The sequence below is a fragment of the Phaeovibrio sulfidiphilus genome, assembly GCF_014861485.1.
GTDB classification, from domain to species: Bacteria; Pseudomonadota; Alphaproteobacteria; order Rhodospirillales; family Rhodospirillaceae; genus Phaeovibrio; species Phaeovibrio sulfidiphilus.
Genome location: NZ_JACZHT010000005.1, coordinates 165,871 through 191,217 on the forward strand (window position 1 = coordinate 165,871; position 25,347 = coordinate 191,217).

Genomic DNA, 25,347 nt, shown 5'->3' on the forward strand with positions numbered 1-25,347 from the left:
GCCCTCATACCGGGGCCGGATCCCGGCGCGACAGCCGCGCCACCGGACCCGGTCCCACCGCCACGCCATCTGACACGGTGAGATACCCCGGGACCGTCACCCCTTTTCTCCGACCCGTCAGCCTCACCGGGGCCGGATCCCGGCACGACAGCCGCACCACCGGACCCGATCCCGCCGCCACGCCATCTGACACGGTGAGATACCCCGGGACCGTCACCCCTTGTCTCCGACCCGTCAGCCTCACCGGGACCGCCGCTGCGGGCGCGCCCGGATCATTTGGTCCTCTTCTGAGGTTGCTCCCAGCCCCCTGAATTTGACTTGGTCCTTCTGCCCCATCCTGCTAGAGATAAACCCCATGGGGTCTCCCCGGCGTCCACACCCGGACGGGCCCTCCCCGGTACCCGTTCCCTCCGGTCCAACTGTGAGAGGACCGAAATCCCGCAGGCTCCGAACCGGCCTGTCCCGTGATCCGCCCCGGGCCTGCAGCCCGCCCCCCGAAGGAGTCCCTGTATGCTGAGCACGTTGCGTGGCGCCCTGAAAGACGGCCTGTCCAGAGTTCCGGTGGATTTTGTCGAACGCTGGCTGGCCCTTTCGATCTTGCGGAACCGGTTCCCGACCGTCCGGCAGACCCCCGCCTTCCCGCGGCGCGAGGATCTGTGGCGCAGTGTCTTCGCCCCGCTTGAAAACCGCGAGATCACCGTCCTTGAGTTCGGCGTGTTCCGGGGGGAGTCCATCCGGACGTTCAGCGAGCTCAACACCCACCCCCAGTCCCGGTTTTACGGGTTCGACAGCTTCGAGGGCCTTCCGGAAGACTGGACCCGGACCCTTCCCCGAAGCTCCTTCGATGTGGAGGGGCAAATCCCGCAGATCGCCGATCCGCGGGTTCAGTTCATCAAAGGATGGTTCCAGAATACACTTCCAGACTTTCTTTCTGGACGGAGCGAGCTCAAGAACCTGGTCGTCCACTACGACGCCGACATCTACAGCGCCACCGTGTTTGCCATGACCATGATCGATCGTTTCAAGGAGCCCTATCTGGCCATCTTCGACGAGTTCACAGGGCACGAAACCCGGGCTTTGTGGAACTACTGTCAGATGACCGGGGCCACGGTCGAGTTCTCAGGCTTTGCCGGGGACGCCCGGTTCCCCATGCAGGTGGCCTGCACGATCACGCCGGCGCGCACCTACGAGCCCTGAGACCCGCGCCCCGGCGGCATCATCGGGCGCCACCGGACGCCGGGCACCCGCCCGCTGTGCGGCCCCGGCAGCCTGGACCTGCACGACACAAAAAACGGCCCGGGGGAACCCTCCTCCGGGCCGTTTGCGTTTGGGCGCTCGCGACGCCCCGGAGTGCGCCACCCCTGTCCGGCGTTTGGGGCCGGCGTCCGGGTCCGGCGCAGGGGGGCCGATGTCCGGGGCTCATGTCCGGCGTCCGATGCGTCGGGCATCAGCCTTCCGCCATCAGCCTTCCACCGCCAGGCGTCCGTCACCACCCCGACCAGGCGGCCATCAGGCGATCTTGCGCCACGCGGTCCCGGAGGGGCCGTCCTCAAGCTCGATCCCCCGGGCCTTCAGGTCGTCGCGGATCTCGTCCGCGCGTCCGTAGTTGCGCGCCTTGCGCGCGGCCAGGCGCTCCTCGATCAGGGCCTCGACCGCGGCCGCGTCCAGCTCGTCGACACCGCCCGCCGCCGGGGCGAACGCGCCCTGGCGCCAGGCCACCGGATCCTTGTCCAGAAGCCCCAGAAGCCCGCCCAGGCTCAGGATTGCGCCCTTCAGGGCCGCCTGCTCCCGCGGATCCTCCGAGCGGTTCAGGTCCGCCACCATCCGGTGCAGCTCGCCCAGGGCGCCCGGCGTGTTCAGATCGTCGCACAGCCGGTCCCAGGCCGCCTGGCCCAGTGCCGCCGCCTCCCTGTCGAAGGAGGGCTCCACCGCGCCGACCCGCTCCAGCGCCGCATAGAAGCGGTCCAGGGTCTTGCCCGCCCGGGCGACCCGCTCGCGGGTCCAGTCCAGAGGCTGGCGGTAGTGGGTGTCCAGAAGGGCCAGACGGATCACCTCACCCGGCGCATCCGCCAGAAGATCCTGAACCGTCAGGAAGTTGCCCAGGGACTTGGACATCTTCTCGCCGTCCACCACCACGTGGCCGTTGTGCAGCCAGAAGCGGGCAAAGGTTCCATGACCGTGGCAGCCCACGCTCTGGGCAATCTCGTTCTCGTGGTGGGGGAAGATCAGGTCGTGGCCGCCGCCGTGGATGTCGAAGCTGGTCCCCAGGTACTGGCTGCTCATGGCCGAGCACTCGATATGCCAGCCCGGACGGCCGCGCCCCCAGGGGGACTCCCAGCCCGGCAGGGTCTCGTCGGACGGCTTCCAGAGCACGAAGTCCGCCGGGTCACGCTTGTAGGGCGCCACCTCGACCCGGGCTCCGGCAATCATGTCATCGCGGGAGCGGCGCGAAAGGCGGCCGTAATCGGGCATGCTGGAGACGGAAAACAGCACGTGCCCCTCGGCCTCGTAGGCATGGCCCCTGGCAATAAGCGTGCTGATCATGTCGATCATGGCCGGGATGTGGTGGGTCGCCCGCGGCTCCACATCCGGCGGCAGGGCGTTCAGAAGGCCCATGTCCTCGTGATACCAGCCGATGGTCCGGCCCGTGATGGCGTCGATGCTCTCGCCGGTTTCCCGGGAGCGGGCGTTGATCTTGTCGTCCACGTCCGTGATGTTGCGGACGTAGGTCACTTTGGGGAAGCGCCGGCGCAGGAGCCGCGCCAGAACGTCGAACACCACCACAGGGCGGGCGTTGCCGATGTGGGCCCGGTCGTACACCGTGGGGCCGCAGACGTACAGGCGCACGTTGTCCGGATCGAGGGGAACGAACGTTTCCTTCTCCCCGCTCATGGTGTTGTGGAGCGTCAGGGGCGTGGGGGCAAAAGGCGCGGTCATCATGCAGTGTTTCCCTTCAGGCGGGCCTGTACACGCCCCGGATCCAGCAGGGGCAGAAGATCATTCATGTCCGGGCCGTGATCGGTGCCCGTCAGCGCACGGCGCAGTGGCAGAAAGAGCGGGCGCCCCTTGCGGCCCGAAAGGGCCTTCAGGGCGTCGGTCCAGGTTTTCCAGGTGGTCCGGTCCCAGGGAGAGGCCGGCAGGCAGGACACCGCCTGGTCCAGAAACTCCCGGTCCCCGTCCTCCGTCACCGGGTCCAGGGGCCCGTCGAGCACCCGTTCCCAGGCCCGGGCCTCGTCCAGACGCTCCAGGTTGGGGCGCACCACAGGCCAGGCCTGCTCGGTGAGGGTCACCCCCCGGGCACGGGCGGTCTCCCAGGGCAGGGTATGGATCACACGGGCGCTGAGGCGCGGCAGATCCTCCGGATCCAGACGGGGCGGAGCGCGACCGAAGGCCTCCAGCCGGAAGTCCCGGGCCAGCTCATCGAGGGACAGGCCGGGCTCCGGCGCGCCCGAGCCCCCGAGAGCCGCCATCAGGGCCGTGATGGCCTCGGGCTGGATGCCCTCCGCCCGCAGGCCCGACAGGGACAGGGAACCCTCGCGCTTGGACAGCGGTCCCCCGTCGGCGGACAGCACCAGGGGCAGATGGGCCCAGGCGGGAGCAACCCCGCCCAGGGCCTCGATCAGTTGCAACTGGACGGCCGTGTTGACCACGTGGTCCTCGCCCCGGATCACATGGGTGATGCCCATCTCCAGGTCGTCCACCACCGACGGCAGCGTGTAGAGGAACAGGCCGTCGGCCCGCACGAGAACCGGGTCGGACAGGTGGGCCCCGTTGTAATGGCAGCGCCCCCGCACCAGGTCATCCCAGACGATGTCCCGTGGCTCCAGCGCAAAACGCCAGTGCGGCGCGTGGGTGCCGCTTTCGGCCCGGGCTTGGATCTCGTCCGTCAGGCGCCGGGTCTCGCGGTTGTAGACCGGCGGCTGCCCGCGGGCGCGCCGCCAGGTGCGGTGGGCCTCGAGCTCCTCGGGGGTCTCAAAGCAGGGATACAGGCGCCCGGCGGCCTCCAGCTGCGCCAGGGCCTCCCGGTAGAGAGGCTCCCGGTCGCTCTGGCGTTCCTCCCGGGACCAGGTCAGCCCCAGCCAGGCCAGGTCGTCGCGGATGCCGTGGGCGAACGCATCCGTCGAGCGCTCCGCATCCGTGTCATCCAGACGCAAAATGAACTCGCCCCCGTGCGCCCGGGAAAACAGGGCGTTGATGATGGCGATGCGGGCATTCCCAAGATGCAGCTCCCCCGTGGGGCTGGGCGCGAAGCGCACCCGCACTCCGGGGGTCGGCGTGGTCAGAGTGTTCATCACATAAACCGGATCAGCCGTTGTAGGCGTTCGTGATGGGGTAGCGGCGGTCCCGTCCGAAGGCAAGGCGCGTGACCTTCACTCCCGGAGGGGCCTGGCGACGCTTGTACTCCGCCCGGGCCAGCATCGTCCAGACCCGCCGGACAAGCTCGATGTCGAAACCGCCCTCCAGGGCCGCCTCGCGGATACCGAACTCACGCTCGATCAGCAGCTCGAGGATGGCGTCCAGGACCACGTAAGGCGGCAGGGTGTCCTCGTCCTTCTGGTTTTCCCGGAGCTCGGCCGAGGGCGCCTTGGAGATCACCCGCTCGGGCATGACCGGGCCGGGAGCCCCCAGAAAGGCATCCTCCCCCGGCGGGCCCATGTCCTCGAGCGCGTTGCGCCAGCGCGAGAGCGCAAACACCCGGGTCTTGTAGACGTCCTTCAGGACCGAGAAGCCGCCGCACATGTCACCGTACAGCGTGCTGTAGCCCACGCTGGTCTCGGACTTGTTGCTGGTGGCAATCAGCATGGGGTGGAACTTGTTCGACAGGGCCATGAGAAGCAGGCCGCGCAGCCGGGCCTGGATATTCTCCTCGGTCAGGTCCGGGGCGACGCCCGCAAACAGGGGCTCCAGCATGTGGTTGACGGCCATGATCCCGGGCTGGATGTCCAGGTCATCGAGCCGGATGCCCAGAAGACGGGCCACACCGTAGGCGTCCTCGACGCTCTCGGCGCTGGTGTAGGGGCTGCGCAGCAGGACGCCGCGGACCCGGTCCGGGCCAAGGGCATCCACCGCGACCGCCGCGGCGAGGGCACTGTCGATGCCGCCGGAAAGTCCGATCAGAACCCCGGGGAAGCCGTTCTTGTTCACATAGTCCCCAAGCCCGGTCACCAGGGCCCGGTAGATGTGCTCGTTTTCCGAGAGCTCCTCATACGGGGGCAGACCGCTCACATCCATGAGCTCGCCGCCCGCCGCGGTCATCAGAACCGAGGCCATCTCCTCCCGCCAGTGGGGCAGGTTCAGCACGCACGACGGCCCGAACTTGCCGCCCGGGGACACCGCGAACGAGCCGCCGTCGAAGACGACCTCGTCCTGGCCGCCCACCTTGTTGACGTAGACCAGCCCCAGGCCCGTTTCCTCCACCCGCTTGCGGGCCACCTCAAGGCGCTGGGCGGGCTTGGCCGGAATGTCACCGCAGCCGATCTCGAAGGGCGAGGCATTGAGCGCGATCAGGATATCCGCCCCTCCCGAGACCAGGCCTGTAACGACGTCGTCGCTCCACAGATCCTCGCACAGGATCACCCCCAGGCGGTGCTGGCGGAACCGCAGGGGCTTGGGCATGGAACCGGGCACGAACACCCGCTTCTCGTCGAACACGCCATCGTTGGGGAGGTTGACCTTGCTGGTCACCGCCAGCAGACGTCCCGTGTCGATCAGGAAGGCCGAGTTGGTGCATCCGCTCCCGGACCGCCAGGGACCGCCCACCAGAAGGCCCGGACCACCGTCCGTCGTTGCCTCGGCCAGGATGTCCACCGCCCGGCGCACATCCTCGAGAAAGGAGGTCTGGAACACAAGATCCTCGGGGGGATAGCCCGGCAGGACCATCTCCGGGGCCACCACCAGGTCCGCCCCCTCGGCAAAGGCGCGGGCGCGGAACTCCAGGATCCGCCGGGCGTTTCCAAAGACGTCCCCAAGGACCGCATCCATCTGAAGCAGGGAAATTCGCAAGGATGTCGTCATGACTGCTCTTGTCCGCCATCTTTGGGGCCGGGCCACAGGAACGAGGCCACGCATCCGGCACCGAGAACACCAAGGATCACCAGAAGACTCATTGTGGGCGTAATTTCAAAAGGATGCCAGCCCGATATCTGCTCGATCGCGTGGAAAACGAGTTTGAAGGCAATGAAGAACAGAAGGGCGATCACGGCCTTGTCCAGGTGCACCACGTAGCGGGTCGCCGCGGCCAGCACAAAGTACAGGGACCGCAGGCCCAGCATGGCGAAGATCATGGCCGCGTAGACAAGAAGCGGCTCGTGGGTCACAGCAATGATGGCCGGGACCGAATCAAAGGCGAACATGATGTCCGAGGCCTCGATGGCGATCAGGCACAGGAACATGGGGGTGACGTAGAACAGCGCCTTGCGGCCGGAGCCCACCACGGCTGCGCCGGTGGCCGCCGCCAGAGAGGCCGCGCGCCTCGCCCCCACGAAAAAGGCATGGCCGTCCCGTTGGGGAAGAACGGGCACGAAGCGCCGGGCAATGCGCACAGACCAGTGATCGGAGTAGTCCTCGATCTCCTGGTGCTGCGAGCCCGCCGTCAGCATCTTCCAGGCCGTCCAGAGCACAATGGCCGCAAACACAAAGCCCACCCAGGGCGCCCAGAGGAACAGTCCGGCCCCGATCCCCACGAAAATCGCCCGAAAGACGATGGCCCCCAGAATGCCCCAGTAGAGCACCCGGTGCTGGTCTGCGCCGCGCACGCCGAACGAGGCGAAAATCGCCATGAAAACCATTAGATTGTCCACGGAGAGCGCCTTTTCGAGGGCATAGCCCGCCAGGTACAGGTCCGCCCAGGACTTGTCGAAGCGCACCCAGAGGTAGCCGTAGAAGCTCAGGGCCAGGCTGACCCAGAACACGGACCAGCCCACCGCATCGCGCAGGCGGATCTCGGTGGAGTTCCGGTGGGCAAACAGGTCCATGAAGATGGACACGGCCACGACACAGACGAAAATCCCGAGGGTTTCAAGGGGAAAGCCGAAGTGGGACGTCATGGCGGACGCGGCAGTCTCGGCGGATACGCTCTGGACCATGGGGAGGCCTTTTTCTCAGACAGGACAGGGGGCGGAGCGTCGTCCCGCCGGGGGCAGACCCCCGGACCCGGGCACCGGGCTCCTGCACAGTGTGGTCCGCCCGCGCCGCGCACAGAGCGACGGACGGAAACCGGAGATCGTGGGGGACAGATAAAGTCGTCCGGCACCCAGCGTCAAGCCGGGAGGTGGCGGCACCCCGCCCCCGCACGGAAACTAACAGAAATGCAACGTAAATCAGGTCTCGCAATCCCGGGAAACGCCCCGGCCCGTACCATCCTACCCGACCGACCTGACGGCCCGCCAGCAAACCGGATACATCCCGCACGACCGGCCACGCCCGGGCCGGGGCACCCCGGCGGCGGGAGCTCAGCCCGCGCGCCCCCGGGACGAGGCGCTGCCCGCAAGGCGCAGCACCAGCCGCTCGAGAACGGGAGCCTCGCGCACGCCGGTGGTCTTCAGTTCGCACTCCGCCTCCTGGATCAGGTCCAGGGCCTGCATCAGCCGGACCGCCGACCAGCTCTTCACCTGGGCGCGGAACGCCGCCCCCTGGGAGGGAAACACGGGGGGCCTCAGAAGCCCCATGGCCTGCTCGGGCGAGCGCCCCTCGGCGACCTGTCCGGCCACAAGCTGAAGCCGGGAGAAATGGCGCAGAAGCGACCGGGCCACGGCCACACCGGCCGTGCCCTCCCCCAGAAGGCGCAGCAGGGTCCGGATGGCGAGGGAGGGGTTACCGCCGGCGGTGGCGCTGCACAGGTCATCCAGCCCCAGGCGCGCCGTGTCGCCCACGCAGGCCCGGGCGTCCTCGAGGGTGACGGTCCGGGCGGAGCCTATATAGGTCAGGAGCTTGCCAATTTCCGAGCGGGTCAGGGCCCGGTCCGAGCCCAGGTGGTCACACAGGAAGGCCAGAACCTCGGCCTCAGTGCTGACCCCCTGGTCACGGAACATCTCCTGGATGACGGCCTCCAGGGCCCGGCCCTCATCCGCGTAGCAGGCCAGGGCGGCGGCGGTCTTCGAGCCCTCGAACAGCTTGCGCAGGGACGACGCCTTGAGAAGCGAGCCTGCCTGGAACAGGACCAGCGCGTCCCCCACCGGGTTTTCAATGAAGTCCTTCAGAAGCCGCGTGTGCTGGTCGCTCAGATCCCGGACCAGGACCAGGCGCCGCCCGCCCATCATGGACAAGGCCGAGGCCTCGTCCGGCAGAAGGGAGGGCTCCTTCACCAGATCCGGGCCGGTCAGGGTGGTCACCCGGAAGGGGTCGGACAGGTCGTCCACCACGGTGTGGGCCAGCGCCTCGATGCGCTCGCGCACCAGGCCCACGTCCGCCCCATAAACGAGAACGGCCCGGACCGCCGGGTCGGGCCGCTTCAGGAACGAAGCAACAGCTGCGCCTTTCAGCTCCATGCTCAGCCCCGCCCCTCGTTCGCCCGGGCAATCCAGGCCACCACGCGGTTGAAGACCTGATCGGCCAGCCGCAGGGCGATCTGGCGATCCATCTCCCGCTCGGCGATCCGGTCGGAGAAGGGCGAGTCCATACGGTCGAAGGATGACCAGGAGACCTCCTGCCCCTGGAACAGGAGGCGCGGCGGAGCCTGCCCCTCCTGATTGAGGGCGAAGAGGGAGAACGCCAAAGTCCCCTGAACCGTCCAGCGGCTGGAGCGGTCGGTCATGCTCACACCCGAGGACCAGGACCGCCGCTCATAGGAACTGCGCAGCGAGAAGGCCGGACGCTCCGGCTCGCCAAAGCGGTCCACCAGAGCGTTGTAGAGGTCGTGGACGGTGCGCTCGGAGCCGCTGCCGTCCCGGTAGGTGATGTGATGGACGTAGACGTGCTCGACCAGGGTCAGGTTCGAGTCCGTCCCGCCCGCGCCGGGGCGCGTCGTCAGGGCCGAACGGAACCCGCAGCCCCCCAGAAGAAGGGGGGCTCCCGCCAGCAGGCCGAGCACGGCCCGTCGTTTCACATCAGACGATGACATTGATGATCCTGTCCGGCACGAGGATGACCTTGCGCAGGGGCTTGTCCCCCACCTGGGCCTGGACGGTGGGCAGGGCCAGAGCCGCGGCCAGAGCCGTGTCCTGATCCGATCCCGGGGGCACCCCGACCGTTCCGCGCATCTTTCCGTTCACCTGGACCGCCAGCTGGACGGTCTCCTCCTGGAGGTACGCCTCATCCCAGACGGGCCAGGGCGAGAACACCAGCGGCGTGTCGTGCCCCAGGGTCGCCCAGACCTCCTCCGCGATGTGGGGGATCATGGGCGCAAACAGGCGCACCGCCGTTTCCAGGGCAAAGCGGGCCACCACACCCCCGTCGGGGGTGGCCGGATCCAGCGACGCGATGGCGTTGGTCAGCTCCCGGATCCGGGCAACCGCGCTGTTGAAGCGGAACTTCTCCAGATCCGCCGTCACGCCCGCCATGGTCCGGTGGGTCTGGCGCCGCAGGGCCTCGGCCGCGGGCGACAGGGTGTCGGGCACCGGCGTGCCCGGAGCCCCGAGGTCAAACGCCGGGTGGGAGGCCAGACGCCACAGGCGCCCCAGATAGCGCGAGGCCCCGTCGATGCCGGCGGCGGACCAGTCCATATCCCGCTCGGGAGGCACGTCCGAGAGCATGAACAGGCGGGCCGCATCCGCACCGTGGCTTTCCAGGATGCCGTTCGGATCCACCGTGTTGTTCTTGGACTTGGACATCTTGATGGAGCGCCCGCGGATCACGGGTTTCCCGTCCGTGCGGCGGATCAGGGAGCCGTCGGGACGCTGCTCCACGTCCTCGGGGTAGACCCACTTGCTCGACCCCTCCGTGGCCGCCCCCTCCGTGGTCGCCGCCTCTGTGGCCGGCTCTTCCCCGTTGGTCTCCACCTCGTAGGTCTCGTGGCAGATCATGCCCTGGGTGAACAGGCCGTCGAAGGGCTCGGCAACGCCCAGGTAGCCGCAGTCCCTGAGGGCGCGGGTAAAGAAGCGCGAGTACAGAAGGTGCAGGACCGCGTGCTCCACACCGCCCACGTACTGGTCCACCGGGAGCCAGTAGTCCACCGCCGTCCGGTCAAAGGCCCGGTCCGAGGCGTGGGGCGAACAGAAGCGCGCAAAATACCACGAGCTCTCAAAGAACGTGTCGAGGGTGTCCGTCTCCCGAAGGGCGGGCTTGCCGCATTCCGGGCACGTGGTGTGCTTCCAGGTGGGGTGATGCTCCAGCGGGTTGCCGTGCACGCTGAAATCCACGTCCTCGGGCAGCTCCACCGGAAGCTGGTCCTCGGGAACGGGAACCATGCCGCAGCAGTCGCATTTGACGATGGGGATCGGGCAGCCCCAGTAGCGCTGGCGCGACACACCCCAGTCCCGCAGACGGTACTGGACGACGCCGTCCCCGGCGCCCAGCTCCCGCAGGCGATCGATGGCGGCGGCCTTGGCCTCAGCCACGGGCAGCCCGTCCAGGAAGCCCGAGTTGATGGCCACGCCGTCCCCGGTATAGGCCTCGTCGGAGGCCTCCAGGGCGGCGGCGAACGCCTGCGCATCCTGGTCCTTCGGCGCCACAACCGCCTTCACAGGCAGGCCGTACTTGCGAGCGAACTCCATGTCCCTCTGGTCGTGGGCCGGACAGCCGAACAGGGCGCCGGTGCCGTAATCCATCAGCACGAAGTTGGCGATGTAGACCGGAAGGGTCACCCCCTCCACAAACGGATGGAACACCCGCAGGCCCGTATCGAAGCCCTTCTTCTCGGCGCTCTCGATGTCCGCCTCGGACGTGCCCATGCGCCCGCACTCGGTGATGAACTCCCGCACAGAGGGGTTGGTCCGGGCCAGATCCTCGGCCAGGGGGTGGTTGGCCGAAATCGCACAGAACGAGGCCCCGAACAGGGTGTCCGGGCGGGTGGTGAAGACGTCGATGCCGTCCTCGCGGCCCTCGATGGCGAACCGGAACTGGGCGCCCACCGAACGGCCGATCCAGTTGGTCTGCATCAGGCGGACCTTGTCCGGCCAGCGCTCCAGCTCCTCAATGCCCTGGAGCAGATCCTCGGCGTACCGGGTGATGCGCAGGAACCACTGGTCCAGACGGCGCCGCTCCACCGGAGCGCCCGAACGCCAGCCCTTGCCGTCCACCACCTGCTCGTTGGCGAGGACGCACAGGTCCACCGGATCCCAGTTGACCCAGGACTCCTTGCGGTACGCAAGACCGGCCTTCAGGAAGTCCAGGAACATCTTCTGTTCGTGCTTGTAGTACTCGGGGTCGCAGGTGGCGAACTCGCGGCTCCAGTCGATGGACAGCCCCATGGGCCGGAACTGCTCGCGCATGTCCGCAACGTTCTTGCGGGTCCAGACCGCCGGATGGACGCCCCGCTCGATTGCCGCGTTTTCTGCCGGAAGGCCGAAGGCGTCCCACCCCATGGGATGGAGAACGTTGTAGCCCTGGGCGCGCCGGAAACGGGCCACCACGTCCCCGAGGGTGTAGTTGCGCACGTGCCCCATGTGAATGCGTCCGGAGGGATAGGGGAACATCTCCAGGACATAGTACTTGGGACGCGACGTGTCCTCGCTGACCGCAAACGCGTTGCGATCGGCCCACAGAGCCTGCCACCTGGCCTCAACTTCCCGAAACGAATAGCTGTCTTCGGACGCCATCAGAGCGAACCTTCCCGAACTTGACAGGAACGCGCAAGCGACCGCACCGGGCGGCCCGCAGGGGAAACCCGCGCGCACCACACACCATGAAAAACAGGAGCCGCCCGGCTCTCCCCGAAAAACCGGACACCCCCGAAAACAGGACCGCCGAGCGGCCCGCACATCCCGACGGGATGGACACCGGCCCCGGGAGCACGCTCCCGGAGCGGCCGGCCCGTCCCTAGTCGGCGATCACCGCCAGGCGAAGCTGCCGGGCGCGGGTGAGAATGGTGTTCTCCATCTCGGTGGAGAGGGACTTGCTGACGTCCGCGTCCACCCAGGCCCCCTTGTCGTTCTGGACCTGGCGGAACACCGCAACCCGGACCCCGTCCGCCCGCAGCTGGCGGGACATGACGTAGACGTTGGCCTTGAAGCGCTCGTGCCGGGACTCGGGCGGCGAGTACCACTCGGTGATGATGACACCGCCGAACGGATCGGCCGAGCTGAGGGGCATGAAGCCCAGGGTGTCAAGCGAGGCGCGCCACAGGAAGCTGTTCACGCCAATGGCGCTGCCGCCCTCGGCCTTCTTCTGGCCGCCGGAGCCGAACAGGTCCAGTCCGCCCTCGCCGAAGACGCTGTCCCGGGGCGGCGGATTGGCGGGATCGATCATCTCGCGGTCTTTTTTGTTTCCCGGGCCGCGGTCGGGATAGACAGCTTTCGAGCCCTCGCACGCCGACAGACCAAGCGCAAGGAGCCCGGCTGCGATCACGGCGACGGCCATGCGGCCTTTCGGGCGGCACGCCTTCTGGATCATCGGTTCGCTCATTTCGTATAAACCGCCTTTGTATCGTTTTCGCTGGAAACAGAGCCTTCAAGGCCCCAACCATACCGGGAGACACTCTGGTTTTCCACATCCGCGAGGCCCCTTCAACAGGTTTTTAGGAAAAAGGCGCCCGCCGGCCGCATCGAAAAAGCGAAGTGCGCCCCCCTCGCGCGTTGCCGTCGATCCCGGAGTATGGTAAGGCCAACGGCGGAACCGTGCGCGGTGCCGAGCCGCTCCGCATGCACGTCCTTTATCACATCACCGGTATCGCCTTGCCGATATCGTGTCACCACAGATATCGCCTCACCGATATCACATCACAGACCAGGGGTGGGTGTTCCTCCGATGACGACACGGAAGTCCGAATTTCTGAACCTTGCGCAGGAGCGCGGCTATCTTCACCAGTGCACCGATCTGGAGGCCCTGGACGCCCTGATGGCGTCCGAATCCGTCACGGCCTATATCGGCTTTGACGCGACCGCCCGGAGCCTCCACGTGGGATCCCTGGTCCAGATCATGCTGCTGCGCTGGCTCCAGAAGACGGGACACAAGCCGGTGGTGCTCATGGGCGGCGGCACGTCCCGCATCGGAGACCCCTCGTTCCGCGACGAGGCCCGCCCCCTCATGACCGACGAGATCATTGCGGACAACGTCCGGGGCATCTTCCAGGTCTTCGAGAAATTCCTGACCTTCGGCGAGGGCCCCACGGACGCCCGCATGGTCAACAACGCCGACTGGCTTGACGAGCTGGCGTACATCCCGTTCCTGCGGGATATCGGGCGCTACTTCTCGGTCAACCGCATGCTCTCCATGGACTCGGTGAAGAGCCGCCTGGATCGCGAGCAGAACCTGTCGTTCCTGGAATTCAACTACATGATCCTCCAGGCCTACGACTTCCTGGAGCTGAACCGGCGCGTGGGCATGCGGCTCCAGCTGGGCGGCTCGGACCAGTGGGGCAACATCGTCACCGGCGTGGAGCTGGCCCGCCGCGTGGACGGCACCCAGCTGTTCGGTATGACCAGCCCGCTGATCACCCTGTCCTCGGGGGCCAAGATGGGCAAGACCGCCCAGGGCGCCGTGTGGCTGAACGCCGAGCAGCGCTCCCCGTATGAGTACTGGCAGTTCTGGCGCAACACCGAGGACGCGGACGTGGGCCGTTTCCTGCGCCTGTTCACCGAGCTGCCCATGGACGAAATCCGTCGCCTGGAGGCTCTGGGCGGATCGGAGATCAACGAGGCCAAGAAGATCCTGGCCCACGAGACCACCCGCCTTGCCCACGGCGAGGAGGCGGCTCTTGCGGCGGCGGACACGGCCCGCCGGGTCTTCGAGGAAGGCACCACCGGCGAGGATCTGCCCACCGTGACGGTGGACGCGGGGGCTCTGGCCGCGGGCATCCCGCTGGCCGAGATCATGCGCCAGAGCGGCCTCGCCACCTCGGGCAAGGAGGTCAAGCGCCTCATCTCCGAGAACGGCCTGCGCATCAACGACGAGCTGGTGGACGATGCGGGGCGCACCCTCACCGCCGCCGACCTGCGCGACGGCGCCATCAAGCTGTCGGCGGGCAAGAAGCGTCACGCCCTCGTGCGGACCGCCTGAGGCCCCATCCGGTGGCCCTTTTCCGGAAAACCGGCCCGGACAGGACGCCCGAAAGCGTCCTGTTCTACTCGAACGGCGAGGCCTTCGGGGACGGCGCCCTGCAGCTGCCCATGCTGCAGGGCCTGCGCTCGGTCTTCCCGCAGGCCCGCTTTGTCTGGCTTACGGAAACCCGTACCGCCTATGCCACCAGCCTGCGGTCCCTCACCAGCGGCCTGATCGACGATCTGTGGACGCTGGAGCCCGGGCTTCCCGGCCACACGCCTGCGCCCGCGGAGCTGTTCTCCACCCGCTTCGGTGCCATCCTTGACCTGCGCCGCTTCCTGAAGCGGACGCTGTGGCTGCGCCTGCGCCTGCACAGCGACCTGTTTGTGTCTCCGGCGCTTGGCTACCGGCTGTCCGCGCGGCGTCCGGCGGACGGGCGCAAGGATCCGCCCCTTCTGCGGGAGCGGATGATGCGCTGGGCCTCCCTGGTGGCCGGAACGCCCCTGGAGCCGGGCCCCTTCGTGCTGAAGGATCCGAAAACACTGGAGCTGGCCCGCCACCTGCTGCCTGACGAGGGCCGCTACATGGGATTTTTCCCGGGTGCGGGAACGCTCTACAAGCGCTGGCCCCTGGAGCGGGTGATTGCCGTCGCCCTGCACGAGCGCACCCGCGGCTTCACGCCGGTGTTTGCCCTGGGCCCCGATGACCGGGATCTGGAGGCGCCCCTGCGCGCCGCCCTGCCCGATGCCCTCTACCCCCTGGGAGACCCGGCCGCGGCCGGGGCCGGTCCGGGCCTGAGCATTGCCCTCGCCCGGCGCATGACCGGGGTCGTGGCCAACGACGGCGGCGCGGCCCATATCGCGGCTCTGGGCGCCAGTGCGATGGTGTTCCTCACCCGGGGGCAGTTCGTGCGCAAGAAATATGCGCCGGTCCTGCCCTACGCTGTCTCCCTCGCCCCCGAGGATTTCGGGGTGGCCGCGGAAACCTTCGAGGGGCGCATCGACGCCATTCCGGTGCAGGCGGTTCTTGATGCCCTGGCAGCACTCCAGCCCGGCCAGCCGCTCCTGGCCTCACGGGCCTGAACAAACCCGCCCCGGGGTACATCCGTGCCTCACGGGCCTGAACAAATCCGCCCCGGGGCACATGGGTGCATCCCGGGGCGGTGCAGCTGGCAGGGTTCCGGGACACGCCTTTGCACCCCTCCCGACGGGGAACACCGGGCGACAGGGTGCGGGCGCAAGACCCGCGCCAGCGCAGTCGGTGAACGCCAGGCGAACCAGTGCGGGGGCAAGACCCGCACCGGCGCAGACGGCATACACCCGGTGACGCTGTGCAGGGTCAAGGCCGGACGACACGGCCCCCGGGGAACATCCCGTGGCCGCAGGCTCCGGCACCTCCCCGAACCCTACCAGGGCTGGGTCGTCGGCCCGACCGTCAGCTCACTGACGGTGGTGTCTTCGGGCTGGCTGATCGCGAACGCCACGACGCTGGCGACCCGGTCCGGCGAGATGCCATACCGCTCATAGAGCGCGGTCATCTGCTTGAGGGTCTCCTTCCCGGTGATGGTTGTCAGGAGCTCGGTGTTGATGGCCGCCGGATAGATCGTGGAGGTGCGGATATTGCTGCCCTCCATGGCGGATTCCATGCGCAGAACCTCCATGAAGTCCCGCAGGAACCATTTCGTGCCCCCGTAGACCGCCCCTCCGGGATAGGCCTTGAGCCCCGCCACCGACGAGGTCGCAATGATGTGCCCGGATTTCCGGGCAAGGAACACGGGCAGAACCGCGGCCACGCCGTTCAGCACTCCCTTGATGTTCACGTCAACCATGCGGTGCCAGTCGTCCGTCTTCAGCGCGGACAGGGGCGAGAGCGGCATCAGCCCCGCATTCAGGAACAGGACATCCACGCCGCCAAACGCGGACCGGGCGAGCTGGACGATGCTCTCGCAGTCCTCGGGGCGGGTCACGTCCAGGGCCTGGAAGACGGCCTGCCCGCCGTTCTGGCGGATCTCCCGGGTGATGCGCTCCAGGTTCTCCTCCCGCCGCGCGCCCAGGACAACCCGGGCACCGCGCTCCGCCAGCAGCCGGGCCGTGGCCTCGCCGATGCCCGACGAGGCTCCGGTAACGATAACAACCTTGTCCTTGATCATGATGGGTCTCCCCTGTTGTGAAACTCTGTGATCCGCTGCCCCCCGTGAGCCCCCGTCCCGGGGGCGTTGGTCCCCCGGACCGGGTGGGGCCGCCGGTCGGAGGGCCGTGTTGCGCCCCCCCTGCCGGGCCAGGTGTCACGCGGCCGGCGCCGGATTGACCCGGTAGCGCAGCCAGAGCGAGCTGTCCTCCAGCGGGCGCGCCTCGATCAGGGTAAAGGACCGGGGGCCGACACTGCAGTAGGGCTCCCTCGCCTGAAACAGGCGCGGCGAGTCCGGCGATCCGTCTGCAATCGGCGCCAGAAGGACGCTGACCTCATCCACCAGGCCCGCCTGCAAGAACGACCAGTTCAGAACGCCGCCCCCGCCGATCATGACCCGGTCCATGCCAAAGAGGGTGTAGAGCTTGTGCAGGACCAGGGCGTTGTCCAGGCGCTCCTCCCCGGCGATGATGTACGAGATGCCGTGGCGCCGGAGCATGTCCCGGTAGGCGTTGCCGGCCTTTTCCGTCAGCACCGAAATCACGTGGGCCCGAACGCCCCCGTAGTCCACCACGGTGTCCTGCCAGCCCAGTCGCCCGTTCGGATCGATCGAGACGTAGTACATGGCCGCATCGGGCTCGGCGATGAAGTCACCCTCCGGAACCGGCGCGGCATCGAGCCTGAGATCCGGCGGCCGGTAGAAGGTGGTGTTGTCGTCGGTGGTGACCCGACCGTTCAGATACCCCCGGATATTGAAGATCTGGGTGTCCGGATGAAGGGCCAGCTGCTCGTACTGCCGGGCCGCGGACCGGAACTCCGGCACGGCGATGGAGTTGATCTTGCCTTCCAGTGACGTCAGGGTGTGAATAATAACATAAGGTTTCTTCATAGCCTTGACCTTTTATAACGTTGATCCCTGAACGGATCCGACCGGTGGTCGTTGATCGTCCGGGGCTCCGGGAAAATGAAAAACGGAAGACACCCAGGTCACTTCCGCTGGAACTCGAGGCGCACAGCGCCGCCACCCAGAACCTGCTCCAGGGCCGCGGGGTCATCCACGCGCCCCAGCCGGGTGTAGGGCCAGGTGGACTCAAAGGTCCGGTAGAAAAGCACCAGCGTGCCGCCGTCCCAGAGCATGAGATCACCCGTTTCGATCTGACCGGGCCGATGATCCGCCCGGGGCAGGGCCCGGGGCAGGTCACCGTATTTCTCGTTACGGTTCAGATCCCGGGTCTTCAGAACCAGGGGTACCAGCGCCTCGAACGCCCGGGCCGCATCCGTGTCCGCCAGAGTGACGGAAAACCGATGCCCGCCAACGGTCATCCACAGACCGCCTGCCGGTGCGCCCGCCCCACGGGGGCCGTCGTGGGAGCCGTTGTGCGCCCTGGAGTGCGCCCCGGTACCGGACCCGCCCTCCGATCCGGTGCCCGCGGGAGCGTCACACCCCGACGCAAGCCCAAGGGCGCATAAAACCGCGCCCGCCAGCCGCATCCCGGACGCCACAGGGGCGCCTGCGGGACGGGCGGCAGGATCACCCGGAAGAGCTCGGTTCAGGATGGTTTGGGCACTCATTGGGAGGGGCCTTTCCTGCGGAGGGATAACGGGTTCGGGAGGACCGGCGCCCCGTGCGGGGGTGCGGGGGCCCGGCCTCCGCTCCGGTCCGGGCGCCTGCTGCACATGCACCGGGCAAACGTGGGTGATCAGTCCTGGCCAATCTGCGCCATCTGCCGGGCATCCATGCGCCCGCCATGGATTGTGATGGCGGCAAAGGCCGTCTCGATGTCCGCCATGTCCGAGGGCGTCAGGGTCACACCGACGGCCCCCAGGTTCTCCCGCAGGTGATCCGGGCTGGTGGTCCCCGGAATGGAGACGATCCAGGGCTTCCGGGCCGCAAGCCAGGCCAGGGCAATCTGGGCCCGGGTCGCCCCCTTCCGGTCGGCAAAGACCTGGAGAGCATCCAACACAGGCTGGTTCGCCTGAAGGACCGCCGGACTGAAGCGCGGAAACGTTGTGCGAAGGTCCAGGGCCGGATCAAAGTGCGCCTGCACGTCCAGAGGCAGGGTGCCTGGCAGGAATCCCTGCCCCAGAGGCCCCCAGGGCACGAAGCCGATCCCCAGATCCTCGCAGACCTGAAGAACCCCGTTGTGCTCCACGCTGCGCTCCATGATCGAGTACTCGGTCTGGATCGCCGTCACGGGCTGGACCGCATGGGCCCTGCGGATGGTCCGGGCGCTTGCCTCGGACAGGCCAAAGTGCAGAACCTTGCCCTGCTGGATCAGATCCCGGATGGTGCCGGCCACGTCCTCGATGGGCACGGTCAGATCCACGCGGTGCTGGTAGTAAAGGTCGATCCGGTCGGTCCGCAGGCGCCGCAGGGACTCCTCGACCACACGGCGAATGCGTTCGGGACGGCTGTCCAGGCCGTTGGTGCCATCAATGCGAAACCCGAACTTGGTGGCAAGAACCACCCGGTCACGCACCGGCGCCAGAGCCTCGCCCACCAGCTCCTCGTTGACATAGGGACCGTAGACCTCGGCGGTGTCGAAGAACGTGACACCGCTCTCGAACGCCTCGCGGATCAGCCGGAGGCTCGTGGCCCGGTCAACCCCGGGACCGTAGTGGCCGGGGCTGTTGCTCATGCAACCGAACCCCTGTTCCGAGACCTGCAGCCCGCCCAGCATCCGGGTGCCCATGGTCCCCGAGGATGACGACGAAGCCGGACCGGCCGAACCGGAAGCGGAGGCTCCGGCGGGGGCGCCAAACGACGCCACGCCCGTCGGAAGTGCGGCAGTCAACGCCGCCGCACCCGCAGCCTTCAAAAACCCGCGCCGGTTGGCGGCCGCCCCGGATCCCTCGCGGGTCGGGCCTGTGTCCTGATTTTGCGTGCTCATGTGCTGTACCTTTCGTCCCTGTGCCAGCGCCAGCGGGAGACCCCGGGGGTGACAGCCCGCCTGTCTCTGGGACTCTGCCCGCACCGGGTGCAGACACCCGCGCCGACATTGTGTGTTCTGGGAAAAAGAATGGGGCAGGAGAGCATCAGGCACTAGCTAATGAATGCTTAACGAGCTTATAATCATAGCTAATGAATTGGGCCCGGGAAGCCGGTGCAAGCTCCCGGTGTATGCCTTCCCGGACGCCAGAACCACCAGCCGGGGCGGCTTCCGGCCTCGCCCCCCGGGGGCCGGCCACCGCCCAAACCTCCGGATCTGCCGGCCCCGGGCCGGAGCCTCGCCCGACCACCGCCGTCTCACCGCCCCGGCCCACACCCGGGTGCCCGAGCCCCCGGCCTGCCGGCCCCGGGCTCTCCCGGCCTGCCGGTCTCGCCCCCACCCGCGCCTCCCCGGGGAGGCACCAGGACCAAACCCATGGTGAAGAACAACCTGAAGGATCTTCTCTATTTCGTGACCGTGGCGCGGGAGCGGAGCTTCACCCGGGCCGCATCCCTTCTGGGCGTCACCCAGTCCGCCCTCAGCCAGGCCATCCGGGGGCTGGAAGCCCGGCTCGAGATCCGGCTCCTGACCCGCACCACCCGGAGTGTCTCGCCCACCGCCGCCGGGGAGCGGCTCCTGAACGCCATCGGCCACCGCTTCGACGAGATCACTGCCGAGCTCGACCTGCTCACGGCCCTGCGCGACAAGCCCGCGGGCACGGTGCGGATCACGGCGGGAGAACAAGTGATACGCGGGATCCTTCTGCCCCGCCTGACCCCGCTCCTGAAGGACTATCCGGACATCCGGGTGGAATTTGATATCAACTACGGGTTCCGGGACATCGTCGCCGACCGGTTCGATGCGGGCGTGCGCCTGGGCGACACCATCGACCGGGACATGATTGCCCTGCCCATCGGCCCGCCGCTCCAGATGGTGGCGGCGGCCTCTCCGGCCTATTTCGCAGCACACCCCCCGCCCCGCACCCCGGCGGACCTGACGCACCACACCTGCATCAACCTGCGTCTGCAAAGCGCGGGCGGCCTTTATGCCTGGGAGTTCGAGCGCGGCGACCGGAAACTGAACGTCCGGGTGGAGGGGCAGCTTGTCTTCAACACGCCCCCGGGAATGGTCGACGCGGCCGTCGCGGGGCTGGGCATCGCCTTCCTGCCGGAGGACGAGTTCGGGCCGCTTCTGGAGGACGGACGCCTTGTCCGGGTGCTGGAGGACTGGTGCGCCCCCTTCCCGGGGTACTACCTGTACTACCCGAGCCGGCGCCAGCCCTCCCCCGCCTTCTCGCTGGTCGTGAACGCCCTGCGCCTGCCTGCGGGCGGGGCCGTGGGGCCTGCCGCCACCCCAGCCGATACAATCCCCGATCCACCACCCTCCTGAAAACGCAAACAGGCCCGGAGATCGCCCCCGGGCCTGCATGCTGTGGATACCGTCTCATAGAGCCGTCTGCTGCCGGCCCCGAGGGGGCGGCCGGGCGGCTCCGGGGCGTCAGGCCGACGCCGGCGCGATGCTGCTTCCGACCTCTTTCTCGTAGTCGGCAATCAGGGTCGCGGTGATCTGGCCCGGCGTGAACATGTAGTCGTCGATGGAGCCCACCGGGGTGACCTCGGCGGCGGTGCCGGTGACGAACACCTCCTGGGCGTCCGCGAATTCCTGCGGCATGATGGCGCGCTCGATCACCTCGATACCGCGGCGCTTGGCCAGCGCGATCACCGTCTGGCGGGTGATGCCGTCCAGGAAACAATCCGGAGTCGGGGTGTGCAGACGGCCGTCGATCACCAGGAAGATGTTCGAGCCGGTGCTCTCCGCCACCTGACCGCGCCAGTCCAGCATCAGGGCATCGTCATAGCCCTTCTCGGTGGCCTCGGCCTTGGACAGGGTACAGATCATGTAAAGACCCGACGCCTTGGCCCGGTACGGAACCGTGTTCGGAGCCGGGCGGCGCCAGGACGACGTCACCAGGCGAAGACCCTTCATGCGGGCCTCCATGGAGAAGTACGTCGGCCACACCCAGGCGGCGATGGCCACGTGGGTCCGCGCACCCTGGGAGGACACGCCCATCACCTCGGAGCCCAGCCAGGCCACCGGGCGGATATAGCCGTCCGCAATGCCGTTGGCCTCCAGAAGCTGCAGGGTCGCCCGGTCCAGCTCCTCGGTGGTGTACGGCAGGTCCATGCCCAGAACCCGGCCGGACTGGCGAAGCCGCTCCGAGTGCTCGGTCAGGCGGAAAACCTTGTTGTTGTAGACCCGTACTCCCTCGAACACACAGCTGCCGTAGTGCAGTCCGTGGTTCAGAACATGAATTTTCGCATCGCGCCAGGGCATCAGCGCCCCGTTGAACCAGATGACACCATCGCGGTCGTCAAACGGGAGGAGAGACATCGGAACGGACCTTCATATGAGCGGTGAGGGAATGGGCGGGTCTGCAAAGCGGCGAGCCACGCCGACCAAAGCGTTTTTATTCCATTTTGGCACCCCAAGCCGTACCATTGCTGTTGTTTCATTGTCAAGAATACGGGAAGGCCGTCGGGGACCATGACAGAATTGAAAAACGGAACGGGATCTTTTTCCGGCTCCGGGGGCACTCGGGCCCCCGGGCCCGGTTTCCCGCGCCCCTGTGCCCCCGCAAGAGCCTCCGGCCCGCAAAAACACGACACCCCGGCGCCCGCCTCCGTCATGGGAAACAAACCCTGGCAGGGGGTTGGGGGCTCAGAACCGGGGGGAGAACAGGCCGACTCGAGACCCGCCCGACGCGCCGGACCCGGTAAACGGCACGTGGCGCGCCCCGTCCGCAGTGGAGGGACCGCATGACCGACAGCCCCCTGCCTCCCCCGCCCCCCCGGGAGGACACCGCGCCGGAGCGGGCCGAACCGCCGGAGCCCCGGCCCCACGTCCTGGTGATTGACGACGACGAGCGGATCTTGTCCCTGATCGGACGCTACCTGAAGGAACACGACTTCCTGGTCAGCACCGCCCCGGACGCCGCCACCGCACGGGTCCACCTGTCCCTGTTCCGGTTCGACCTGCTGATTGTGGACATCATGATGCCCGGCGAGGACGGCCTGTCCCTGACCCGGTTCGTGCGCGAGGGCTCGGATGTCCCCATCCTCATGCTGACGGCCATGGGCCAGGCGGAGGACCGGATCCAGGGCTTCGAGGCCGGTGCCGACGACTACCTCCCCAAGCCCTTCCACCCGAGGGAGCTTCTGCTGCGCATTGCCTCGATCCTGCGCCGGACCCGGGATCCGGCACGGACGGGGGCCGAGGCCGGGGCGGACGACGATCCGTCGGTGCTGCGGCTCGGGGAGTGCCGCTTCGATGTCGAGAAAGGTGTTCTGGAAAATGATTCCGGACCCGTGCACCTCACCACCGCCGAGCTGGCCCTCCTGCGGGTTCTGGCAGAAACCCCCGGCGCGATCGTCTCCCGGGAGGATCTGGCCACCCGAACCGGCGCCGAGGGCGGACCGCGGGCCATTGACGTGCAGGTCACCCGCCTGCGCAAGAAGCTGGAGGGTGACTCCCGCACGCCCCGGTACCTGCGCACGGTCCGGGGCCGGGGCTACCAACTGGTGACGGACTGAACGGAACAGGACACGAGACCGCATGGCCCCCTCCCCCCCGCCCTCCCCGCCAGACTCCGCGGCACCGCCCCCCTCGCCGCCGCATTCGCCGGCGCCCTCGCTCCGGCGCCGGGCCACCGAGGCCCTGCGCCAGCTGAGGCGCGTGTACGCCCGGCTGTTCTCTCCCGCCGGGCGCGGCTTTCGCGCCATCATGCCCAAAAGCCTGATGGGGCGCTCGCTGCTGATCATCGTCACGCCCCTTGTGCTCCTCCAGGTCGCCACCGCCCAGTTCTTCTTCGACCGGCACTGGGAGACCATGAGCATGCGCCTGAACTCGTCGGTGGCGGCAGAGGTGGCGCTGGTTGCCGACACCCTGCAGCGGACGGATGACCCCAAAATCCGGGCCGAGCTGTTCAATCTGGCGGGCGTGCACCTTCAGATGGGCATCCGGATCCTGCCCCCGGGGAGCGAGCGGGTGAAGCCCTACAAGAACCCGACCGGCGCTCTCACCGAGGACGCCTACGTGGTCCGCACCCTCACCCAGGCCCTGGACGCCGCCCTGGGCGAGCGCGGCACCGTGCCCTATTACGTCGGCGTCCTGAACGACAAGACCCTGGTCCTCTACCTCGAGCTTCCCGACGATCTTGTGGAAATCCTTATCCCCCGCAAGCGGCTGTTCTCCAGCACCGTCTATGTGTTCATCGTCTGGATGATTGTGTCGTCCCTCGTGCTGTTCTCGGTGGCGTGGCTGTTCATGCGCAACCAGATCCGCCCCATCAGCCGGCTCGCCAGCGCCGCCGACGCCCTCGGCAAGGGGCTGGACGTGGACGACTTCCCCAACCGGGGCGCCCTCGAGGTCCGCAAGGCTGGAACCGCCTTCATCCGCATGCGCGACCGCATCCGGCGCCAGATCACCCAGCGCACCGAGATGCTGGCCGGGGTCAGCCACGACCTGCGCACACCCCTGACCCGCATGCGCCTCCAGCTGGCCTTCATGGAGGAAAACGAGGGCGCCCGCGAGCTGGAGGAGGACATCGCCGAGATGGAGCGCCTGATCCAGGGCTACCTGGCCTTCGCCCAGAGCGACGCCCTCGAGGACAGCGAGCCCGTGGACCTGGTCGCGCTGGCGGAGAGCATCGCCGCCAAGGTGCGCCGGGCGGGCGGCGAAATCGAGGTCCACGCCCCGGGCCCGGTGGTGCTCACCCTCAAGCCCCACGCCACCGAGCGCTGCCTGTCCAACGTGATCGGAAACGCCGTCCGCTACGGAACCAAGGCCAGCGTGCGCGTCGGCCTGCGCGGGCGCCACGCCGAGGTGCTGGTGGACGACGACGGCCCCGGCATTCCCCCGGACCGGCGCGAGGAGGTCTTCCGCCCCTTCGTCCGCCTCGAGGGCTCGCGCAACCCGAAGACCGGCGGAACGGGCCTGGGGCTGACCATCGCCCGGGACAGCGCCCGGTCCATGGGGGGCGACATCCTTCTGGAAAGCAGCCCCCCCGGGGGCCTGAGAGCCCGGATCCGCTTCCCCCTCTGACCTGTGGGAACGGAACCGGGCATCCGCCCCGGCATGTCGGGACGCTGACGGTTTGAAACGGGAAAAGGGGACCGCCCCGGCGGCCCCGGCATGTCAGGACAGCCACGCCCCGCCGGCCCGGCTGCCCACCGCGAAAAAAACGAAAAAGACGCATGGATCAGGGAGAAAAAATCATGCTGCAGCAAAACAAGCTGGACGAACTGTTTGAGATCCTGGAGGAGGCCAGAAGTTCTATTAAATACAAACCTGAAGACATTTTTTCACCACGAAAAAAATTTATATTAATAAATTCAACTATTTTTACTGCCTTAATATTTTTTATCCCATCTGTGTTCGCTTTATATTATGGCGTAACAAGCACATCACCTACAAACTGGCTTAGAGACACTCTCGTTTTATCTGGATATATCGCTGCAATTACAACAATAGCCTACCCGTCATTAGTATTAATTTTATTTTTGTCTGAGGAATGGAAGAGCCGTAAAGACCCACTCAAGGGAGTAATTTTATATTATAAATTCTCACTCCATAAATATGCAGCCATCGTCAACAGGTTACAGGGAATTGATAAAGAAACCCTGGAATATGGACTCCTTCAATATCGCCACACGTGGTCCAGATTCGACAGGCTCATCTTGCCTCTGATCGGTGAATTCCCGAAAATTGGCCTTTTCCCCGCCTTTTTTGCCCTGGCAATATCAGCAGATAAACTGATCAATGGACGATTAGAATCTGTTTTCTTGCCTCTTGTTGCTATTCTCGGCGGGATTTATATTTTTGCATTTATCGCATCCTTGTTACGAGAAAAACCCGATCAGATCATTGCCCTGCTGGAGCATGCAATCAAGTATTCCAAAGACCCCGGGCACCAGGCGTCCCAATCCCAGGGAACTGGAGACTCCGACGGCTCCGGCGCCTCCACCACCGCTCAGGCCATCACCGGCGGGGAGCGCACAGAGACCTCACCAACGGCGCCCGCCTGACATCCCGCGCAGCCAGACAACCGGTCCGCCCCCGTCCTCGCCCGGCCCCACCCGGTACCTGGCGCCCATGGGGCCACAAAAAAAGGCCCGGCACTATGGCCGGGCCCCTGTGTCTGCATGGCAGGCCCCGGCTC

At 67.3% G+C, this 25,347-nt stretch carries 20 protein-coding genes; 7 read left to right on the top strand and 13 right to left on the bottom strand.

Features of this window, described 5'->3' with window-relative positions:
* The first annotated feature begins 510 nt into the window (after nucleotides 1–510).
* Entirely contained in the window at nucleotides 511–1,197 is a 687-nt protein-coding gene (locus IHV25_RS07880) for a TylF/MycF/NovP-related O-methyltransferase (RefSeq protein ID WP_192534569.1), read from the top strand.
* Between the two features lie 312 nt (nucleotides 1,198–1,509).
* Here the strand turns inward: IHV25_RS07880 and cysS are convergent, their stop codons facing one another.
* The 8 genes from cysS to IHV25_RS07920 all read right to left on the bottom strand — a co-directional run bounded on the left by cysS (nucleotide 1,510) and on the right by IHV25_RS07920 (nucleotide 12,498).
* A complete protein-coding gene (gene cysS / locus IHV25_RS07885) occupies nucleotides 1,510–2,937 on the bottom strand; it encodes a cysteine--tRNA ligase (RefSeq protein WP_192534610.1) in 1,428 nt (475 codons plus the stop codon).
* A complete protein-coding gene (locus tag IHV25_RS07890) occupies nucleotides 2,937–4,292 on the bottom strand; it encodes a glutamate--tRNA ligase (RefSeq protein ID WP_192534570.1) in 1,356 nt (451 codons plus the stop codon). The genes cysS and IHV25_RS07890 overlap by 1 nt, the downstream gene beginning before the upstream one ends.
* A 13-nt stretch (nucleotides 4,293–4,305) precedes the next feature.
* Complete coding sequence (locus IHV25_RS07895; protein WP_192534571.1) at nucleotides 4,306–6,015, bottom strand: NAD+ synthase; 1,710 nt, start codon at nucleotides 6,013–6,015, stop codon at nucleotides 4,306–4,308.
* Nucleotides 6,012–7,085: a TerC/Alx family metal homeostasis membrane protein gene (locus IHV25_RS07900; RefSeq protein WP_274605261.1), complete on the bottom strand. Its 1,074-nt coding sequence runs from the start codon at nucleotides 7,083–7,085 to the stop codon at nucleotides 6,012–6,014. The genes IHV25_RS07895 and IHV25_RS07900 overlap by 4 nt, the downstream gene beginning before the upstream one ends.
* A 366-nt stretch (nucleotides 7,086–7,451) precedes the next feature.
* Nucleotides 7,452–8,486 (bottom strand): DNA polymerase III subunit delta, encoded by a 1,035-nt coding sequence (gene holA / locus IHV25_RS07905; RefSeq protein ID WP_192534572.1) that lies wholly within the window; start codon nucleotides 8,484–8,486, stop codon nucleotides 7,452–7,454.
* 2 nt (nucleotides 8,487–8,488) lie between these two features.
* On the bottom strand, nucleotides 8,489–9,058 hold the full coding sequence (locus IHV25_RS07910; RefSeq protein WP_192534573.1) for a hypothetical protein: 570 nt from the start codon (nucleotides 9,056–9,058) through the stop codon (nucleotides 8,489–8,491).
* Complete coding sequence (gene leuS, locus IHV25_RS07915; protein WP_192534574.1) at nucleotides 9,045–11,693, bottom strand: leucine--tRNA ligase; 2,649 nt, start codon at nucleotides 11,691–11,693, stop codon at nucleotides 9,045–9,047. The genes IHV25_RS07910 and leuS overlap by 14 nt, the downstream gene beginning before the upstream one ends.
* A gap of 220 nt (nucleotides 11,694–11,913) precedes the next feature.
* Nucleotides 11,914–12,498, bottom strand: a complete 585-nt coding sequence (locus IHV25_RS07920; protein ID WP_242018878.1) for a DUF3576 domain-containing protein — start codon at nucleotides 12,496–12,498, stop codon at nucleotides 11,914–11,916.
* 342 nt (nucleotides 12,499–12,840) lie between these two features.
* Here IHV25_RS07920 and tyrS point away from each other — a divergent pair, with 342 nt between their 5' ends.
* Both tyrS and IHV25_RS07930 read left to right on the top strand, forming a co-directional pair.
* On the top strand, nucleotides 12,841–14,091 hold the full coding sequence (gene tyrS, locus IHV25_RS07925) for a tyrosine--tRNA ligase (protein WP_192534575.1): 1,251 nt from the start codon (nucleotides 12,841–12,843) through the stop codon (nucleotides 14,089–14,091).
* An 11-nt stretch (nucleotides 14,092–14,102) separates the two neighbouring features.
* A complete protein-coding gene (locus IHV25_RS07930; RefSeq protein WP_192534576.1) occupies nucleotides 14,103–15,155 on the top strand; it encodes a glycosyltransferase family 9 protein in 1,053 nt (350 codons plus the stop codon).
* 323 nt (nucleotides 15,156–15,478) lie between these two features.
* Here the strand turns inward: IHV25_RS07930 and IHV25_RS07935 are convergent, their stop codons facing one another.
* From IHV25_RS07935 to IHV25_RS07950, 4 genes are all read right to left on the bottom strand, one after another.
* A complete protein-coding gene (locus IHV25_RS07935; RefSeq protein WP_192534577.1) occupies nucleotides 15,479–16,222 on the bottom strand; it encodes an SDR family oxidoreductase in 744 nt (247 codons plus the stop codon).
* A 135-nt stretch (nucleotides 16,223–16,357) separates the two neighbouring features.
* Nucleotides 16,358–17,089 carry a dihydrofolate reductase family protein gene (locus IHV25_RS07940; protein WP_192534578.1) on the bottom strand — a complete coding sequence of 244 codons (732 nt, stop codon included), beginning with the start codon at nucleotides 17,087–17,089 and terminating at the stop codon, nucleotides 16,358–16,360.
* A gap of 98 nt (nucleotides 17,090–17,187) precedes the next feature.
* Nucleotides 17,188–17,772: a cyclophilin-like fold protein gene (locus tag IHV25_RS10330; RefSeq protein ID WP_197974997.1), complete on the bottom strand. Its 585-nt coding sequence runs from the start codon at nucleotides 17,770–17,772 to the stop codon at nucleotides 17,188–17,190.
* 128 nt (nucleotides 17,773–17,900) lie between these two features.
* The gene (locus IHV25_RS07950) at nucleotides 17,901–19,091 is read right to left on the bottom strand and encodes an aldo/keto reductase (RefSeq protein ID WP_338048606.1); all 1,191 of its coding nucleotides are present in this window, start codon (nucleotides 19,089–19,091) and stop codon (nucleotides 17,901–17,903) included.
* Nucleotides 19,092–19,565: 474 nt separating this feature from the next.
* Between IHV25_RS07950 and IHV25_RS07955 the strand changes: the two genes are divergently transcribed.
* On the top strand, nucleotides 19,566–20,519 hold the full coding sequence (locus IHV25_RS07955; protein ID WP_192534579.1) for a LysR family transcriptional regulator: 954 nt from the start codon (nucleotides 19,566–19,568) through the stop codon (nucleotides 20,517–20,519).
* A 108-nt stretch (nucleotides 20,520–20,627) separates the two neighbouring features.
* On the opposite strand, the gene IHV25_RS07960 is transcribed toward IHV25_RS07955, so the two are convergent.
* Entirely contained in the window at nucleotides 20,628–21,521 is an 894-nt protein-coding gene (locus IHV25_RS07960; RefSeq protein WP_192534580.1) for a branched-chain amino acid aminotransferase, read from the bottom strand.
* 425 nt (nucleotides 21,522–21,946) lie between these two features.
* Here IHV25_RS07960 and IHV25_RS07965 point away from each other — a divergent pair, with 425 nt between their 5' ends.
* The 3 genes from IHV25_RS07965 (at nucleotide 21,947) to IHV25_RS07975 (ending at nucleotide 25,213) form a co-directional block, all read left to right on the top strand.
* The gene (locus IHV25_RS07965; protein ID WP_192534581.1) at nucleotides 21,947–22,720 is read left to right on the top strand and encodes a response regulator; all 774 of its coding nucleotides are present in this window, start codon (nucleotides 21,947–21,949) and stop codon (nucleotides 22,718–22,720) included.
* Between the two features lie 22 nt (nucleotides 22,721–22,742).
* Nucleotides 22,743–24,230, top strand: a complete 1,488-nt coding sequence (locus IHV25_RS07970; RefSeq protein WP_192534582.1) for an ATP-binding protein — start codon at nucleotides 22,743–22,745, stop codon at nucleotides 24,228–24,230.
* 152 nt (nucleotides 24,231–24,382) lie between these two features.
* Nucleotides 24,383–25,213: a hypothetical protein gene (locus IHV25_RS07975; protein WP_192534583.1), complete on the top strand. Its 831-nt coding sequence runs from the start codon at nucleotides 24,383–24,385 to the stop codon at nucleotides 25,211–25,213.
* Nucleotides 25,214–25,347: the final 134 nt, after the last annotated feature.